The sequence below is a fragment of the Gluconobacter sp. P1C6_b genome, assembly GCF_018811945.1.
Classification (GTDB): Bacteria; Pseudomonadota; Alphaproteobacteria; order Acetobacterales; family Acetobacteraceae; genus Gluconobacter.
Map to the genome: position 1 here is coordinate 125,691 of NZ_JACRVU010000003.1, position 15,425 is coordinate 141,115.

The 15,425-nt window shown below is 58.6% G+C and carries 28 protein-coding genes; all 28 read right to left on the reverse strand.

Annotated elements, in window-relative coordinates; genetic code table 11:
• Positions 1-25: 25 nt before the first annotated feature.
• On the reverse strand, positions 26-196 hold the full coding sequence (locus KP701_RS03740; protein WP_011251938.1) for a DUF1328 domain-containing protein: 171 nt from the start codon (positions 194-196) through the stop codon (positions 26-28).
• A gap of 61 nt (positions 197-257) precedes the next feature.
• Positions 258-482 (reverse strand): hypothetical protein, encoded by a 225-nt coding sequence (locus tag KP701_RS03745; RefSeq protein ID WP_215745797.1) that lies wholly within the window; start codon positions 480-482, stop codon positions 258-260.
• A 106-nt stretch (positions 483-588) separates the two neighbouring features.
• Positions 589-1,899, reverse strand: coding sequence for an MFS transporter (locus KP701_RS03750; protein ID WP_215745798.1), 1,311 nt, complete (start codon positions 1,897-1,899; stop codon positions 589-591).
• A gap of 337 nt (positions 1,900-2,236) precedes the next feature.
• Complete coding sequence (rplQ, locus tag KP701_RS03755; RefSeq protein ID WP_011251941.1) at positions 2,237-2,659, reverse strand: 50S ribosomal protein L17; 423 nt, start codon at positions 2,657-2,659, stop codon at positions 2,237-2,239.
• Positions 2,660-2,686: 27 nt separating this feature from the next.
• Positions 2,687-3,706 carry a DNA-directed RNA polymerase subunit alpha gene (locus KP701_RS03760; protein ID WP_011251942.1) on the reverse strand — a complete coding sequence of 340 codons (1,020 nt, stop codon included), beginning with the start codon at positions 3,704-3,706 and terminating at the stop codon, positions 2,687-2,689.
• Between the two features lie 132 nt (positions 3,707-3,838).
• Complete coding sequence (gene rpsK / locus KP701_RS03765; protein WP_011251943.1) at positions 3,839-4,231, reverse strand: 30S ribosomal protein S11; 393 nt, start codon at positions 4,229-4,231, stop codon at positions 3,839-3,841.
• Positions 4,232-4,288: 57 nt separating this feature from the next.
• Positions 4,289-4,666: a 30S ribosomal protein S13 gene (gene rpsM / locus KP701_RS03770; RefSeq protein ID WP_141351563.1), complete on the reverse strand. Its 378-nt coding sequence runs from the start codon at positions 4,664-4,666 to the stop codon at positions 4,289-4,291.
• Between the two features lie 216 nt (positions 4,667-4,882).
• Positions 4,883-5,464: an adenylate kinase gene (locus KP701_RS03775; RefSeq protein WP_062457593.1), complete on the reverse strand. Its 582-nt coding sequence runs from the start codon at positions 5,462-5,464 to the stop codon at positions 4,883-4,885.
• On the reverse strand, positions 5,461-6,834 hold the full coding sequence (gene secY / locus KP701_RS03780; RefSeq protein ID WP_011251946.1) for a preprotein translocase subunit SecY: 1,374 nt from the start codon (positions 6,832-6,834) through the stop codon (positions 5,461-5,463). The genes KP701_RS03775 and secY overlap by 4 nt, the downstream gene beginning before the upstream one ends.
• Before the next feature lie 97 nt (positions 6,835-6,931).
• Entirely contained in the window at positions 6,932-7,420 is a 489-nt protein-coding gene (gene rplO, locus KP701_RS03785; RefSeq protein ID WP_062448930.1) for a 50S ribosomal protein L15, read from the reverse strand.
• 1 nt (position 7,421) lies between these two features.
• Positions 7,422-7,610, reverse strand: a complete 189-nt coding sequence (rpmD, locus tag KP701_RS03790; protein ID WP_011251948.1) for a 50S ribosomal protein L30 — start codon at positions 7,608-7,610, stop codon at positions 7,422-7,424.
• A complete protein-coding gene (rpsE, locus tag KP701_RS03795; protein WP_011251949.1) occupies positions 7,603-8,178 on the reverse strand; it encodes a 30S ribosomal protein S5 in 576 nt (191 codons plus the stop codon). Before rpsE ends, rpmD begins: the two co-directional genes overlap by 8 nt.
• Before the next feature lie 12 nt (positions 8,179-8,190).
• Positions 8,191-8,553 carry a 50S ribosomal protein L18 gene (rplR, locus tag KP701_RS03800; RefSeq protein WP_011251950.1) on the reverse strand — a complete coding sequence of 121 codons (363 nt, stop codon included), beginning with the start codon at positions 8,551-8,553 and terminating at the stop codon, positions 8,191-8,193.
• Positions 8,553-9,089 (reverse strand): 50S ribosomal protein L6, encoded by a 537-nt coding sequence (gene rplF / locus KP701_RS03805; protein ID WP_011251951.1) that lies wholly within the window; start codon positions 9,087-9,089, stop codon positions 8,553-8,555. Before rplF ends, rplR begins: the two co-directional genes overlap by 1 nt.
• Before the next feature lie 10 nt (positions 9,090-9,099).
• Positions 9,100-9,498: a 30S ribosomal protein S8 gene (rpsH, locus tag KP701_RS03810; RefSeq protein WP_011251952.1), complete on the reverse strand. Its 399-nt coding sequence runs from the start codon at positions 9,496-9,498 to the stop codon at positions 9,100-9,102.
• 12 nt (positions 9,499-9,510) lie between these two features.
• Positions 9,511-9,816, reverse strand: coding sequence for a 30S ribosomal protein S14 (rpsN, locus tag KP701_RS03815; protein WP_011251953.1), 306 nt, complete (start codon positions 9,814-9,816; stop codon positions 9,511-9,513).
• A gap of 132 nt (positions 9,817-9,948) precedes the next feature.
• Positions 9,949-10,512: a 50S ribosomal protein L5 gene (gene rplE / locus KP701_RS03820; RefSeq protein WP_011251954.1), complete on the reverse strand. Its 564-nt coding sequence runs from the start codon at positions 10,510-10,512 to the stop codon at positions 9,949-9,951.
• A gap of 11 nt (positions 10,513-10,523) precedes the next feature.
• Positions 10,524-10,844 (reverse strand): 50S ribosomal protein L24, encoded by a 321-nt coding sequence (gene rplX, locus KP701_RS03825; protein WP_011251955.1) that lies wholly within the window; start codon positions 10,842-10,844, stop codon positions 10,524-10,526.
• The gene (rplN, locus tag KP701_RS03830) at positions 10,844-11,212 is read right to left on the reverse strand and encodes a 50S ribosomal protein L14 (protein ID WP_011251956.1); all 369 of its coding nucleotides are present in this window, start codon (positions 11,210-11,212) and stop codon (positions 10,844-10,846) included. Before rplN ends, rplX begins: the two co-directional genes overlap by 1 nt.
• 12 nt (positions 11,213-11,224) lie before the next feature.
• Positions 11,225-11,497, reverse strand: a complete 273-nt coding sequence (gene rpsQ, locus KP701_RS03835; RefSeq protein WP_024717239.1) for a 30S ribosomal protein S17 — start codon at positions 11,495-11,497, stop codon at positions 11,225-11,227.
• Positions 11,498-11,510: 13 nt separating this feature from the next.
• Positions 11,511-11,744, reverse strand: a complete 234-nt coding sequence (rpmC, locus tag KP701_RS03840; protein ID WP_225198434.1) for a 50S ribosomal protein L29 — start codon at positions 11,742-11,744, stop codon at positions 11,511-11,513.
• Positions 11,744-12,160 (reverse strand): 50S ribosomal protein L16, encoded by a 417-nt coding sequence (rplP, locus tag KP701_RS03845; protein WP_011251959.1) that lies wholly within the window; start codon positions 12,158-12,160, stop codon positions 11,744-11,746. Before rplP ends, rpmC begins: the two co-directional genes overlap by 1 nt.
• A gap of 57 nt (positions 12,161-12,217) precedes the next feature.
• Positions 12,218-12,895 carry a 30S ribosomal protein S3 gene (gene rpsC, locus KP701_RS03850; protein ID WP_011251960.1) on the reverse strand — a complete coding sequence of 226 codons (678 nt, stop codon included), beginning with the start codon at positions 12,893-12,895 and terminating at the stop codon, positions 12,218-12,220.
• Between the two features lie 3 nt (positions 12,896-12,898).
• Complete coding sequence (gene rplV, locus KP701_RS03855) at positions 12,899-13,327, reverse strand: 50S ribosomal protein L22 (protein WP_011251961.1); 429 nt, start codon at positions 13,325-13,327, stop codon at positions 12,899-12,901.
• Positions 13,328-13,329: 2 nt separating this feature from the next.
• Positions 13,330-13,608, reverse strand: a complete 279-nt coding sequence (gene rpsS, locus KP701_RS03860; RefSeq protein WP_011251962.1) for a 30S ribosomal protein S19 — start codon at positions 13,606-13,608, stop codon at positions 13,330-13,332.
• 16 nt (positions 13,609-13,624) lie between these two features.
• Positions 13,625-14,455 (reverse strand): 50S ribosomal protein L2, encoded by an 831-nt coding sequence (gene rplB, locus KP701_RS03865; protein ID WP_011251963.1) that lies wholly within the window; start codon positions 14,453-14,455, stop codon positions 13,625-13,627.
• Positions 14,456-14,471: 16 nt separating this feature from the next.
• Positions 14,472-14,768 carry a 50S ribosomal protein L23 gene (locus KP701_RS03870; RefSeq protein WP_172492046.1) on the reverse strand — a complete coding sequence of 99 codons (297 nt, stop codon included), beginning with the start codon at positions 14,766-14,768 and terminating at the stop codon, positions 14,472-14,474.
• A 41-nt stretch (positions 14,769-14,809) separates the two neighbouring features.
• Positions 14,810-15,424, reverse strand: a complete 615-nt coding sequence (rplD, locus tag KP701_RS03875; RefSeq protein WP_011251965.1) for a 50S ribosomal protein L4 — start codon at positions 15,422-15,424, stop codon at positions 14,810-14,812.
• Between the last annotated feature and the right edge of the window lies 1 nt (position 15,425).

The window sequence follows — 15,425 nt, forward strand, 5'->3', positions numbered from 1 at the left end:
TTCATATCCGCCCCGTCTGCCGAAATCAGAGAGCGTGCAGCCCCGCGACACCTGCGAGAATGGCCAGCACTGCCAGGACCAGGAAGACGATGAAGAACAGCTTGGCGATCCCAGCCGTTGCGGCCGAAATACCAGAAAAGCCGAAAACACCGGCAATGATGGAAATGATAAAGAAAACAATCGCATAGTGCAGCATGACGCAGGCTCCTCGCCCAAGAGTTCGTGGTCATGTCGTAACGTGACGCGCCTGCGGAAGTTTAACTTTTCCGAAAAAGACCTTTTCCCAACAAAATCCCGATGAAAAATGAGGTCAGCAACCAGAAAAGCGGCTGATCCACCATCAAATCGCTGACAAGTGCCTCTGTTTCTCTTGCAGCACTGGAAACTTTTTTCTCAAACCCGTTCATCCAGGGGCAGGTGCTGGCATCGCCCTGCAACCGCCCTACCCCTGCCTCCAGATACTGTTCCAGATCGGCGTCCATAGCTCTTCTCCTTGACATGACTGCCTCCCAACGCGGAAGGGGGCAGCCCGATCCCGGACTGCCCCCTTCTTTTACAGTGTCAGGGCGATGACGGAATGCCCTGAACTCAGTGCCCAACCACTGGAGCGTTCTCGCCCCGTGCCGCAGCTTCTTCGCTGTAGCGACGAGCTTCCGGTGAGATGGTCAGAGCCATCGTCATGCCGGCAGAAGCCAGATAGATCACGGCAAAGGTCCAGATCACATACTGCATGCCCGGACCGAAAACAGCCTCACAGCCAGCCACAACTGCCGGACCAACCCAGGTGGATGCACCTGCACCCAGACCCAGAATGGACAGGGCAGCAGCTTTCTCACGCGGACAGATCTGCGGCATCAGGCCGGACAGTGGAACGAACGCCGCCACGGTCGCACCATAGAAAATGCCTGCGGCGGCCACGGCCCAGAAGTTTCCGGGGAACCACAGCGGGACATAATAGAACAGCGGAATGGCGATAAAGCCGCCAATGCCACCGAACACGGCCACAACGAACCGGTGCCCAAGGCTATCCGCCACCATACCGGAGACGAGATTGAACAGGATGTTGCTCAGGAAGATGAGCGACAGCAGGTTCAGCCACTGGCCCAGGGAAAACCCGAGATGGTCCACGAAGAACGCCGGCATGATTGCCAGAAAAGCATATTCCGAAGACGTGTCGATCACGCGGACAATGCCAGCGATCAGCGTCTTCGGCTCACGCCACATGATGCTCATGGAACCAAAGAAAATGTCCTTGGTCGGAACATGGTCCGGCAGAAGGCGCTTCTTGCCGGTCGGCTCATGTGTAAACAGCAGAGCGACAAGACCACCAATGATCACCAGTCCGAGGGAGCACCAGAAGGTCCGAAGCTCACCGATCTGCGGAATGGCAAAACGGGCGAACTGCGAGCCAAGCGTCGGCAGGCCGGCAGAGAAGGAAAACCAGAACCAGCCTGCAGCCGAACCCAGCATGGCGGTCGGCGTGGCGGCGGCAATCCAGACAAGGAAACCATACGCAAAGAGCGGATAGGCAAAACCGCGAAGCGTATAGAAAAGCAGGATCATCGGTCCGCTGTTGGGTCCAAGACCCAGAGACAGGAAGCCCACTTCAAGAATGGCCCACAGGATGAGACCAAGCCACATGACTTTCTTCGGCCCCATGAGATCCGACAGCGGCCCGGAGAACCAGGCGGCGATCATCACGGTGATCCCGTAGAAAGTGAACATTTCGTTCACGAAACCCTGCGTATGGCCGTGATGGAGCATGTAGGTATCAAGATACCCCGCCTCCACGCCATCACCGACCATGAACAGGAGTTGTCCCACAAATGCCCAGAACAGGGCTCTGGGTATCCCAAGGGCTTCCGCAAGCCCGTGCTTGGGGGGGGAAGATTCGGACATTATAACGCTCTCCAAACGCTAGACGCATCACGAACCCATCCGGGCCTCATTGCCGGGATACATATTCGATGCGTCGTGGCAGGCCCTACGAGAGTGCTCGGACCTGTTTCTCAGAATTGTGCAGACCCACCGCGAAGAACGGCGGAACGTTCTCCAAAAGGGCGGCAACCGCTCCCGTGAGGAAACGGAATTTCACGCTGTCCCGACACAGGGCAGGAATGGGTCTGCAAAGAGTGGGGAATGCATATCACACAACATCGTGGCAAAGAAACCACGAATCAAAAAAGGCCGGGGCATTCCTGCCCCGGCCTTTTTCAAAGCTTCGAAAACAGGAGCCTCAGGCGGCTTCCTGCTCCTCTGCAACGTTCTGCTTCGGTCCGCTGTCCTGACCCTTTGCAGCGACGTCACGATCGACCAACTCGATCACGGCCATATCGGCATTGTCGCCATAACGGACGCCAGCCTTCAGGACGCGGGAGTAGCCACCGGCACGTCCCTTGTAGCGCTCGGCAACAGCCGAGAACAGCTTCGTCACGACGGCGTCGTCACGAAGCTGTGCGAAAGCCTGACGACGGGCGTGCAGATCGCCACGCTTGCCGAGCGTGATCAGCTTCTCGACCACCGGGCGAAGTTCCTTCGCCTTCGGCAGCGTCGTCGTGATCTGCTCGTGCTTGATGAGAGCCACGGCCATGTTGCGGAACATGGCAGCGCGGTGAGAAGAGGTGACGTTGAGCTTACGCCCGCTCACACCATGACGCATTGCTAGTTTTCCTTACCTTGAAAGTTCTCAGAACGTCTCGTCGAGACGCTTGGCCAGATCCTCGATGTTCTCGGGCGGCCAGGCCGGGACGCTCATGCCGAGCGACAGCCCCATACCGGTGAGAACTTCCTTGATCTCGTTGAGCGACTTGCGCCCGAAATTAGGCGTGCGGAGCATTTCCTGTTCGGACTTCTGCACCAGATCGCCAATATAGACAATGTTGTCGTTCTTGAGGCAGTTGGCGCTACGCACCGACAGCTCGAGTTCGTCAACCTTGCGGAGAAGATTGCGGTTGAACGGCAGGTCATCCTGCGGCTCTTCATGCTGGACCGGACGCGGCTCATCGAAGTTGATGAACAGCTGCAGCTGATCCTGAAGAATCCGGGCTGCAAGAGCCAAGCTGTCTTCCGGCGTCACCGCACCGTTGGTCTCGACCGTCAGCAGCAGCTTGTCATAGTCAGTGACCTGACCGACACGCGTCTGCTCGATCTTGTAGGAAACCCGACGCACCGGCGAATAGATCGCATCGATGGGAATCAGGCCAATCGGAGCATCTTCCGGACGGTTTGCTGCTGCTGCAACATAGCCCTTGCCCATATTGACGGTGAATTCCATGCCGAGCTTCACGCCGTCATCGAGCGTGCAGATCACGAGATCAGGATTCATGATCTCGATGTCATGACCCGCCTGGATCTGACCAGCCGTCACTTCACCCGGGCCGGTGGCCGTCAGGATCATGCGCTTGGGGCCTTCACCATGCATGCGCAGGGCAAGCTGCTTGACGTTCAGGACGATGTCCGTGACGTCTTCGCGAACACCCGGCACGGCGGAGAACTCATGCAGCACGCCATCGATCTGGATGGCGGTCACGGCAGCGCCCTGCAGCGACGACAGGAGAATACGACGCAGTGCGTTACCGAGCGTCATGCCGAAGCCGCGTTCCAGAGGCTCGGCCACGACAGTGGCAATGCGCGAGGCAACCGGTCCGGGCTCGACTTCAAGCTTCTCCGGCTTGATGAGGGACTGCCAGTTTTTCTGGAGAACCAAGGTCGTGGCCTTTCAAACAACGAAGCACGCCAAGGGAAATTGGCGGCACCTGGGCCCGCACCAGAGGTGCGGCAAAAGATGCAATCACTTACAGATGCTGCGTATCGCACGCGATACGCAGCAAAGCATCACTCAGACGCGACGACGCTTCCGGGGACGGCAGCCATTGTGCGGCACGGGCGTCATGTCGCGGATGGACGTAATGTTGAACCCTACGGCCTGAAGGGCACGAAGCGCGCTTTCACGCCCCGAACCCGGACCGGAGACCTCGATCTCAAGCGTTTCCATGCCATGCTCGCGTGCCTTGCGGCCGGCATCTTCTGCAGCGACCTGAGCAGCATACGGCGTGGACTTACGGGAGCCTTTGAACCCCTGCGCACCCGACGACGACCAGGCAATCGCGTTGCCTTGTGCGTCAGAAATGGTGATCATGGTGTTGTTGAACGTGGAAAGCACGTGAGCAACACCGGAAATGATATTTTTGCGTTCCTTTTTACGGATACGCGGAGCAGCGGCCTTGGCCATGAGAGAGGTCGTCCTAAAAGTTTAACGAAAAACGTCGATGAATATGTCAGGCGCGGATTAGCGCGTGACCTTCTTCTTGCCGGCAATCGCCACGGCCTTGCCCTTGCGGGTACGGGCATTCGTGTGCGTGCGCTGACCGCGGACCGGCAGGCCACGACGGTGACGAAGACCACGGTAGCAACCGAGGTCCATCAGACGCTTGATATTCATTGCGGTCTCGCGACGGAGGTCGCCTTCAACGCGCAGTTCGGAATCGATCAGCTCGCGGATCTTCACGATCTCATCGTCAGACAGCTCGTTGACGCGCTTGGCATCGGGGATTTCGAGCTTGCTGCAGATTGACTGCGCCGTCGACGGGCCGATGCCGTAGACATAACGCAGGGCAATGACGACCCGCTTGTTGGTCGGAATGTTTACGCCGGCAATACGTGCCACGCCTGTTACTCCCATTGGAACGGCTCAGGGCCGTACCAGACTGTTACGTGCCCGGCCGTGGCCAGGTCGATTATCTCGCAGCCGGACCTGTCACCTGCCGATTCCGGCATGCGCATACACGGCCTGACTGCACCTGTGTCGAGGGCGCGCAATATACTGCCCACCCTACCTGAGTCAAATGATAGAGATCACTTTTTCGTGATTCTGTCAGAATACTCAGTGTTTCTTCGCTGCCGCAACGATGGCATCGATCTCTTTGCCAACGCTCTCAACATCTTTCATGCCATCGACATGCAGCAGGCGGCCGGCCTTCTCATAATAAGGAAGGATGGGCGCGGTCTGCTTGCGATAGACATCCAGACGGGCACGGACCACATCGGGATTGTCATCCGGGCGCCGTGTTCCATCCTCGCCCCGGCGGCTGGCGATCCGCTCAACGAGTTCCTCTTCGTTGACATCCAGAAGGATAACGGCATCGATCGTCAGACCGCGCGCGGACAGCATGGTGTCCAGCGCCTCAGCCTGACTTTCGGTCCGCGGAAAGCCATCAAGAATAAAGCCCCGCTCGCAGTCCGGCTGTGCAATCCGGTTCTGGATCATGGCGACGATGATCGGATCGGGAACAAACTGCCCCTTCTCCATGATCGCCTTGGCTTCGTTGCCAATCGCCGAACCCGCAGCGACTTCAGCCCGCAGCATGTCGCCGGTGGAAATCTGCTTGAAGCCATAGAGAGCTTCAAGACGTTTGGCCTGGGTTCCCTTGCCTGCCCCCGGCGGCCCAAGAAGAATGATGTTCATCGACGCTTCGAGCCTCCCGGAATGCCACCACGGGAACCGCGGCTACGCTGTTTGCGGATCAGGCCCGAATACTGGTGCGCCACCAGATGGGACTGAACCTGTGTCACCGTATCAATCGTGACCGACACGATAATGATCAGGCTGGTGCCACCGAAATAGAACGGCACGTTATATTTGCTGATCAGGATCTGCGGCAACAGGCACACCACCACAAGATACATCGCACCAATCGCCGTCAGACGGGAAAGGATCTTGTCGAAATACGTTGCAGTGCTTGCGCCTGGACGAATACCCGGGATGAAGCCCCCCTGCTTGCGCAGGTTTTCCGCAGTTTCCTCGGGATTGAACGTGATCGCCGCATAGAAATAGGAGAAGAACAGAATCATCGCTGCATAGAACAGCATGTACAGCGGCTGACCCTGCCCAAGCTGCTGGCCCAGAACCGAGAGCCATCCCGGCATCGAATGCCCGTTCATGAAGCCGGAGATGGTCACCGGAATCAGGAGAACGGAGGACGCAAAGATGGGCGGGATGACGCCAGCAGTATTGACCTTCAGCGGCATGTGAGTGGAATCACCGCCAAAAATGCGGTTTCCAACCTGACGCTTCGGATACTGGATCACGACGCGACGCTGTGCCTGTTCCATGAAGACGATGAAGCCGATGACTGCAATCGCCAGAACAAGAAAGATCACAACGAAAATGGGCGAAAGAGCCCCCGTCCGTCCCAGTTCGAAAAGACTGGCCAGGGCATGCGGCAGGTTCGCCACGATACCCGCGAAAATGATGAGGGAAATTCCGTTCCCGACGCCGCGGGACGTGATCTGCTCTCCAAGCCACATCAGGAACATCGTACCGCCCACAAGCGTTACGACGCAGGATGCAATGAAGAACATCCCCGGAGCCACCACAGCATTCGCACCATGCGCCGTCATGTTCTCAAGCCCCACGGCAATGCCATAGGCCTGAAAAAGGGCGATGAAAACCGTAAGATAGCGCGTGTACTGATTGAGCTTCTTACGACCCGCCTCACCTTCCTTCTTCATTGCTTCCATGGAAGGAAGCGCCGTGGAAAGAAGCTGGATGATGATCGAGGCACTGATATACGGCATGATGTTCAGCGCGAACACGGTCATACGCCCAAGCGCACCACCCGTGAACATATCGAACATTCCCAGGATGCCACCCTGATGCTGGGCCAGAAGCTGCCCCATCACGGTCGCATCCACGCCGGGAACCGGAATATACGTGCCAAGCCGATAGACGATCAGCGCACCCAAGGTGAACCAGATGCGCTTCTTGAGTTCGGTCGCCTTGGAAAACGAACTCATATTGAGATTGGCGGCGAGCTGCTCTGCTGCGGAAGCCATCCACCTGTCCTTTCATGAAAACAGCGTCACCGCACGAAAGCACGGGACGCTGTTCACTATCCAACCCTATTCCGGGCCGAAGCCCGGAGAAGAAATATCAGGCGTCAGCCTGAGCTTCCTTCTTGGTTTCGAGCACCTTGACGGTGCCGCCAGCCTTCTCGACAGCAGCCAGAGCTGCAGCGGAAGCGCCAGCCACTTCGATGGTCACACCATGCGAAAGCTCACCATGGGCAAGAAGACGGACACCGGCCAGCTTGCTACCGTTGACGAGACCAGCCTTGCGCAGGGACTCCTCATTGACGGTTGCAGCCTTGTCCAGCTTTCCGCTTTCGATGGCCTTGGAGATCGCACCGAGGTTCACCGGAGCATATTCCTTGCGGAAGATGTTCACGAAGCCACGCTTCGGCATACGACGGTATAGCGGAAGCTGGCCACCCTCGAAGCCGTTGAGGGACACGCCCTCACGAGCCTTCTGACCCTTGACGCCACGGCCCGACGTCTTGCCCTTGCCGGACCCGATGCCGCGCCCGAGACGCTTCTTGCGATAACGAGAGCCCTCGTTGTCACGAAGTTCGTTGAGGTTCATTTCAACCCTCCACCTTGATGAGGTGGGCAACCTTGCGGATCATTCCACGCACGGCCGGAGTATCCTCCAGCGTACGCGTGGAACCAATTCCACGCAGACCAAGACCGGTGATGGTCTCAGCCTGGCCCGGTTTACGACCGATGACCGATGCGATCTGCGTAACCTGGACGGTCTTGCCGTTCTCAGCCATTTGTCACCTCCGCTTCCGTCTGGCCCTGCTCGCGCTTGCCAAACAGTTCTGCAGCCTTCTTGCCGCGACGGGAAGCAACATGACGCGGGCTGCTGGCTTTCTCAAGCGCAGCAAAGGTCGCCTTAATCATGTTGTGCGGGTTCCGCGTACCGAGGCTCTTGGCCACAACGTCATTGACGCCGAGGCTTTCAAACACTGCACGCATCGGGCCACCCGCGATAATACCCGTACCGGCTTCAGCCGCACGGACAACAACCTTGCCAGCACCGTAGTGACCGAACGTATCGTGATGAAGGGTACGCCCCTCCTTCATCGGTACGCGGATCATCGTGCGCTTCGCGCGCTCGGTTGCCTTGCGGATTGCCTCGGGAACTTCACGGGCCTTGCCCGCACCGTAACCAACGCGTCCCTTCTGGTCACCAACAACCACGAGGGCAGCGAACGCAAAACGGCGACCACCCTTCACGACCTTGGCGACACGGTTGATGGTTACGAGCTTGTCGACCAGATCATCGCCCTGCTCGCGCTCACGACCACCACGGCCGCCTTCTCTTGGCTCACGTGCCATGTGTGATCCTCCTTAGAACGAGAGTCCGCCCTCACGGGCAGCCTCTGCCAGGGCTTTGACCCGGCCATGATACAGATAAGAGCCGCGGTCGAACACGACGGTCTTGACGCCAGCGGCAACACCGCGCTCGGCAATCAGCTTGCCGATAACCGTAGCCGCAGACACGTCGGCGCCGGTCTTGCCAGCGTCGCGGAGCGTCTTTTCCAGCGTAGAAGCGCTGGCAAGTGTGCGGCCCTGTGCATCGTCGATGATCTGGGCGTGAATATGCTTGCTGGAACGGAAGACCGACAAACGCGGCCGGCCGCCGCTCTTGCGACGAAGCTGGAAGCGCAGCCGCTGACGGCGACGTTCCTGCAATCCTTGCTGCGATGCCATTACTTCTTCTTACCTTCCTTACGACGCAGAACCTCGGTCTCGTACCGAACACCTTTGCCCTTGTAAGGCTCAGGCTTGCGGAAGCTGCGAATATCGAGCGCAACCTGACCAACACGCTGCTTGTCGTTACCTTCAACGACAATCGCGGTCGGACGCGGAGTGGTGATCTTGATGCCTTCCGGAATCGGATAGACAACATCGTGCGAGAAACCGAGGTTCATCACCAGGTTGGAGCCCTGAACAGCAGCACGGAAACCCGTACCCTGAATTTCAAGCCCCTTGGAGAAGCCGTCGGACACGCCCTTGACCGTATTGGCGATCAGAGCGCGGGTCGTTCCCCACATGGTCCAGTTTTCGCGGGAGCGACGACCGACAGGAGCGACGGAAACGTTGCTGCCCTCGATCTTGACTTCCACGTGACGGGACACTGGAACGGTCAGTTCACCGAGCTTGCCCTTGGCCTTGAAAAAGCCATCAGCAACGGAAACCTGTACGCCAGCCGGAACTTCGACGGGATATTTACCTACGCGAGACATGCGATCCTCCTTAGAAGACGCGGCAGAGGACCTCGCCGCCAACGTTGGCAGCGCGAGCCTCGACGTCCGACAGGACGCCACGCGGGGTGGACAGGATCGACACACCAAGGCCGGCATAAACGCGCGGAAGTTCCTTGATCTTCGAGTAGACGCGACGGCCGGGCTTGGAAACGCGATGGATTTCCTTGATGACCGGCTGGCCTTCTACATACTTCAGCTCGATGCGGAGCTGTGCAACACCCTTGCGGAGTTCTTCGGCTGCGAAGCCACGGATGTAGCCCTCACGCTTCAGAGCTTCCAGAACGCTTGCGCGCAGCTTGGATGCAGGCGCAACGCAGACAGCATGACGGGCACGCTGCGCATTGCGGATCCGGGTCAGCATATCGCCCAGTGGATCAGACAAAGACATTCGATCTACCCTTTACCAGCTCGACTTGACCATGCCAGGAATCTGGCCGGCGGAGGCAAGATCACGCAGAGCGATACGGCTCAGCTCGAACTTGCGATAGTTGGCACGGGGGCGACCAGAAAGCTTGCAACGCAGACGGACGCGCGTAGCGGATCCATTACGCGGCATCTGGGCCAGCTTGAGGGTCGCATCAAAGCGGTCTTCAACCGACAGTGTGCGATCCTTGATGATGTTCTTGAGAGCGGTCCGCTTTTCCTTGTCGCGCTTCACCAGGGCAGCGCGATGGTTATTACGGTTTACCGCTGAGACCTTCGCCATCTCGAATTTTCTCCCGGAACCTGTCAGGCCTATCCCGACGGTTTTCCAATCAGCGTGTCTATAAAGGAAAGCGGCCTTCCAATGGAAGGCCGAATCCTGATTTTAACCGTGATCGGTCTGAAAAATTATGGATCAGCCGTTGAACGGCAGATCAAAGGCCTTCAGCAGGGCCTTTGCTTCAGCATCAGACTTGGCGCTGGTCACGAAAATGATATCCATGCCGCGGACGGCATCGATCTTGTCATATTCGATCTCAGGAAACACGATCTGTTCCTTGATGCCCATGGCGAAGTTGCCATGTCCATCAAAGCCCTTGTTTGCCGGCAGACCGCGGAAATCGCGGATACGCGGCATGGCGATCGTCACCAGACGGTCAAGAAACTCGTACATGCGGGCACGACGAAGCGTAACCTTGCAGCCGATGGGCAGGCCTTCACGGATCTTGAAACCGGCAATAGCCTTGCGGGCCAGGGTCTTGACGGGCTTCTGACCGGAAATGACAGTCATTTCCGCAACAGCAGCATCAAGCTTCTTCTGGTCGCCTGCGGCTTCACCAACACCCATGTTCAGCACGATCTTCTCGAGCTTGGGAACCTGGAGTTCGTTGGCGTAACCGAACTGCTCACGCAGCTGCTTCTTCAGAACGTCTTCGTAGCGCTGGTGCAGACGCGGCAAAGCGTTTTTATATTCGCTCATTGTTGCGCTCCTCAGCCTTCGATCACTTCGCCGGTTGCCTTGGCAACTCGAACCTTGCGACCGTCTTCCAGAATACGGAAACCAACGCGCGTCGGCTTGCCGCTCTTCGGATCAACCAGCTTCAGGTTGGACAGGTGGATCGGCATTTCGCGCTCGATGATCCCACCTTCTCCGCCCATGCGGTTAGGCTTCGTGTGACGCTTGGCAACGGCCACGCCACGCACAACAGCCTTCTCGGCCTTCGGCATCACAGCGAGGACTTCGCCACGAACGCCACGGGACTTGCCGGAGAGGACCAGAACCTGGTCACCCTTCTTGATACGAGCAGCCATTACAGCACCTCCGGAGCCAGCGAGATGATCTTCATGAACTTGCGCGCACGCAGTTCACGAACCACCGGGCCAAAGATACGTGTACCAATCGGCTCCTGCTGCTTGTTCAGCAGAACGGCAGCATTCTTGTCGAAGCGGATGGCGGAGCCATCTGCACGACGGACCGGGTAGGAGGTGCGAACGATAACGGCCTGATGGACGTCACCCTTCTTCACCTTGCCGCGGGGAATTGCTTCCTTGACGGACACGACAATGACGTCGCCGACCGAGGCGGTCTTCCGCTTGGAACCGCCCAGCACCTTGATGCACTGCACCCGACGTGCGCCGGAGTTGTCGGCGACGTCCAGGTTGGTCTCGGGATGAATCATGTGCCTACCCCCTTATGCGCTGACGGAAGAGGAGGCAGAAGCCAGATCCTCTCCGTTGCGCGACACGACAGACCACGTCTTGCGCTTGGAGATCGGTGCGCATTCTTCAATGCGGACCAGGTCACCCGTCTGGCAGACGTTCTCTTCGTCATGAGCCGCATACTTCTTGGAGCGGCGAATAAACTTCTTGTAGAGCGGATGCATGATGCGACGATCGACAAGAACGGTAACCGTCTTGTCCATCTTGTCGCTCGTGACCCTACCCGTCAGGACGCGCCTTGGCATCGTCCGTCTCCTCTCAGGACTTAGCGGCGGACGTTTTGGCGCCCGCACGGTTCTTCGATTGATGAGCCAGTGTCTTGATACGTGCTACTGCACGGCGCACGACCTTGACGCGGCTTGTGTTCTCCGACTGCCCGGTGGCAGCCGAAAAACGGTGATTGATCTGTTCGCGTTTGAGATCGAGCAGAAGAGCGTTCAGCTCGTCCTCGCTCTTCACGCGCAGATCGGCAGGCTTGTACGTGTCGGCCATTACGCGTCTCCGATACGCTGAACGAACTTGGTCTTGATCGGAAGCTTTGCAGCGCCCAGACTCAGGGCCAGCTTGGCAACCTCAGGCGGAACGCCTTCGATCTCGAACAGGATACGACCCGGCTTGACACGTGCTGCCCAGTACTCGGGGTTACCCTTACCGGAGCCCATACGCACTTCTGCAGGCTTTGTCGAGACCGGAGTGTCCGGAAAGATACGAATCCACACACGACCGGCACGCTTCATGGCACGCGTGATCGCACGACGGGAGGCTTCGATCTGGCGAGCGGTGATCCGCTCCGGCTCCAGCGCCTTCAGGCCGAAGGCACCGAAGTTCAGCTGGGTTCCGCTTTTCGCCAGACCGTGAATGCGGCCCTTGTGGGCCTTACGAAACTTTGTCCGCTTCGGGGAAAGCATGTTGTTAAATCCTCAAATCAGCACCAGCAATGGAACTGTGAGCTTTCGCTCACAGTCTTAGCGCTGGGGAGCCTGCTCCGCAGCACGACGATCCTGTGCCAGCGGGTCATGAGCCAGGATCTCACCCTTGAAGATCCATACCTTCACACCGCAGGTGCCATACGTTGTCTTGGCAGTTGCCGTACCGTAATCGATGTCGGCGCGAAGCGTATGCAGGGGAACGCGTCCCTCACGATACTTTTCGGCACGAGCGATTTCAGCACCACCCAGACGACCACCGCAGGTGATCCGGATGCCCTGGGCACCAAGACGCATTGCGGACTGAATTGCGCGCTTCATGGCACGACGGAAAGCAACACGACGTTCCAGCTGCTGAGCAATGTTCTCGGCAACGAGGGTCGCATCGATTTCCGGCTTGCGGATCTCGACGATGTTCAGCGCCACGTCGGTCTTCGCCATGCGGCTCAGTTCCTTGCGGAGCGCGTCGATGTCCTGACCCTTCTTGCCGATCACGACGCCCGGACGGGCGGCGTAGATCGTCACGCGGGGCTTCTTGGCCGGACGCTCGATAACAACGCGGGACACGCCTGCGCCGGACAGCTTGCGACGCAGGAATGCACGAAGCTTCAGGTCTTCATGCAGCAGACGTGCGTAGTCTTGACCAGCGTACCAGCGGCTGTCCCAAGTACGGTTGACGCCGAGCCGAAGCCCGATCGGATTGACCTTGTGTCCCATGGATCAGGCTGCCTTCTGCTCTTTGTTGGTTCCGCGAGACGGCTTCGTCTCTTCCGGTGCTTCTGCACGCTCGGCAACAACAATCTTCAGGTGGCTGAAGAACTTCTCGACGCGAGCGGAACGACCACGGCCACGAGCGTGGAAACGCTTCATAACGATGGACTTGCCCACTTCTGCCGTCTTGACCACCAGCTGATCGACATCGAGCTGGTGATTGTTCTCAGCATTGGCCACGGCGCTCTCAAGAGTCTTCTTGACCTGCTGCGCGATACGACGACGCGAGAAGGTCAGAGCGGCGATAGCCTTGTCAGCCGGCTGGTTGCGGATCATCGCCGCGACCAGGTTCAGCTTGCGCGGGCTGACGCGGATGTTGCGGGCAACTGCCTGCGCTTCCGTATCAGCGAGCGTGCGGATGTGCTTCGGCTTGCTCATTTTCAGCCCCGCTTCGACTTCTTGTCAGAGCCATGACCGGTGTAGGTCCGCGTCGGCGAGAACTCACCGAACTTGTGACCGACCATGTTCTCCGTGACCTGCACAGGCAGGAACTTGTGACCATTATAGACGCCGAACGTAAGCCCGACGAACTGCGGAAGGATCGTCGAACGACGCGACCAGATCTTGATCACTTCATTACGACCCGAAGCGCGGGACGCTTCAGCCTTACCGAACAGATACCCGTCAACGAACGGGCCCTTCCAGACGGAACGTGCCATCTCTGTTTGCCCCCTCTTACTTGCCGGACTTACGGCGACGGATGATCAGGCTATCCGTCTTTTTGTTAACACGCGTCTTGTAACCCTTGGTCGGAACACCCCACGGCGTAACCGGATGACGGCCACCAGAGGTCCGGCCTTCACCACCACCATGCGGATGGTCAACCGGGTTCATGACAACGCCACGGTTATGCGGGCGACGTCCGAGCCAGCGGGAACGACCGGCCTTGCCCATGTGCTGGTTCATATTGTCCGGGTTGGACACGGCACCAACGGTTGCCATGCATTCACCGCGAACAAGACGCAGCTCACCGGACTGCAGCTTGACCTGTGCGTAGCCGGCATCCTTGCCAACCAGCTGGGCATACGTGCCAGCGGAGCGGGCCAGCTTGCCACCAGCGCCCTGCTTGAGCTCGATGTTGTGCACGATCGTTCCGACCGGCATTGCACCCAGCGGCATGGCGTTGCCAGGCTTGACGTCCGTATGGGCGCCGGAGATGACGCGATCGCCAACCTTCACGCGCTGCGGAGCAAGGATGTAGGCGAGCTCGCCATCTTCATACTTGATCAGCGCAATGAACGCCGTGCGGTTCGGATCGTATTCGAGACGCTCGACCGTTGCGGCCACATCGAACTTGCGACGCTTGAAGTCGACATAACGATAGGACTGCTTGTGCCCGCCGCCACGGAAACGAACCGTGGTGCGACCGTGATTGTTACGGCCGCCCGACTTGTTCTTGCCTTCCGTCAGCTGCTTGACCGGCTTGCCCTTGAAGAGCTCGCTGCGGTCAATCAGCACGGTGCCGCGTGTGCTCGGCGTCGTGGGATTAAAGTGCTTGAGTGCCATGGTATCCTACCCCGCGTCAGCCCAGCTTGGCTGTAAGGTCAATGGACTGACCTTCAGCAAGCTGTACATACGCCTTCTTGATGTCCGAGCGACGGCCGGGACGACCCTTGACGCGCTTGACCTTGCCCTTCTGGACCAGCGTGTTCACGCCGGTAACCTTCACATTGAAGAGCTTCTCAACCGCAGCCTTGATCTGAGGCTTCGTCGCACCGGGAGCGACCTTGAACACCACCTGGTTACGCTCGGAAAGAAGCGTAGCCTTTTCGGTGATCAGCGGTGCACGGACCACGTCGTACAGGGCTTCCTGCGACATGTTCTGTGCCGTCTTGTGTGCGTTCATGACGGTATTGGTGGTCATGCCAGACGCTCCTTAAGACCCTCAAGACCGGCGCGGGTGATGACCAGCACGTCGTGGTTGAGGATGTCATAGACGTTTGCACCAATGGTCGGCAGAACGTCGATCTTCGGCAGATTGGCGATTGCGCGAGCGAACTGCTCGTCAACAGCGCCATCAACGATCAGCGCGGACGTCCAGCCCAGGGCCTTGATCTTCGCTGCGGCTTCACGGGTCTTGGTGACACCGTTGGCTGCATCGAGAACGATCAGCTTGCCCTCGGCTGCCTTCTGCGACAAGGCGCAGATCAGGCCGAGACGACGGACCTTCTTGGGAAGGTCATAGCCGTGGTCGCGAACGACCGGACCATGGACAACGCCACCCGTACGGAACTGCGGTGCACGCAGGGAGCCCTGACGGGCAGAACCCGTGCCCTTCTGGCGGTAAGGCTTCTTGGTCGTGCCAGAAATCTCACCCATGCCCTTCGTACGGTGCGTACCGGCACGGCGCTTTGCGAGCTGCCAGTGCACAACACGTGCCATGATGTCAGAGCGCGGAGTGACCGCGAAAATCTCTTCCGGAAGCGCGACAGAGCCTGCGCTACCATTATCGAGGGTCTTGATATCGTATTCCATG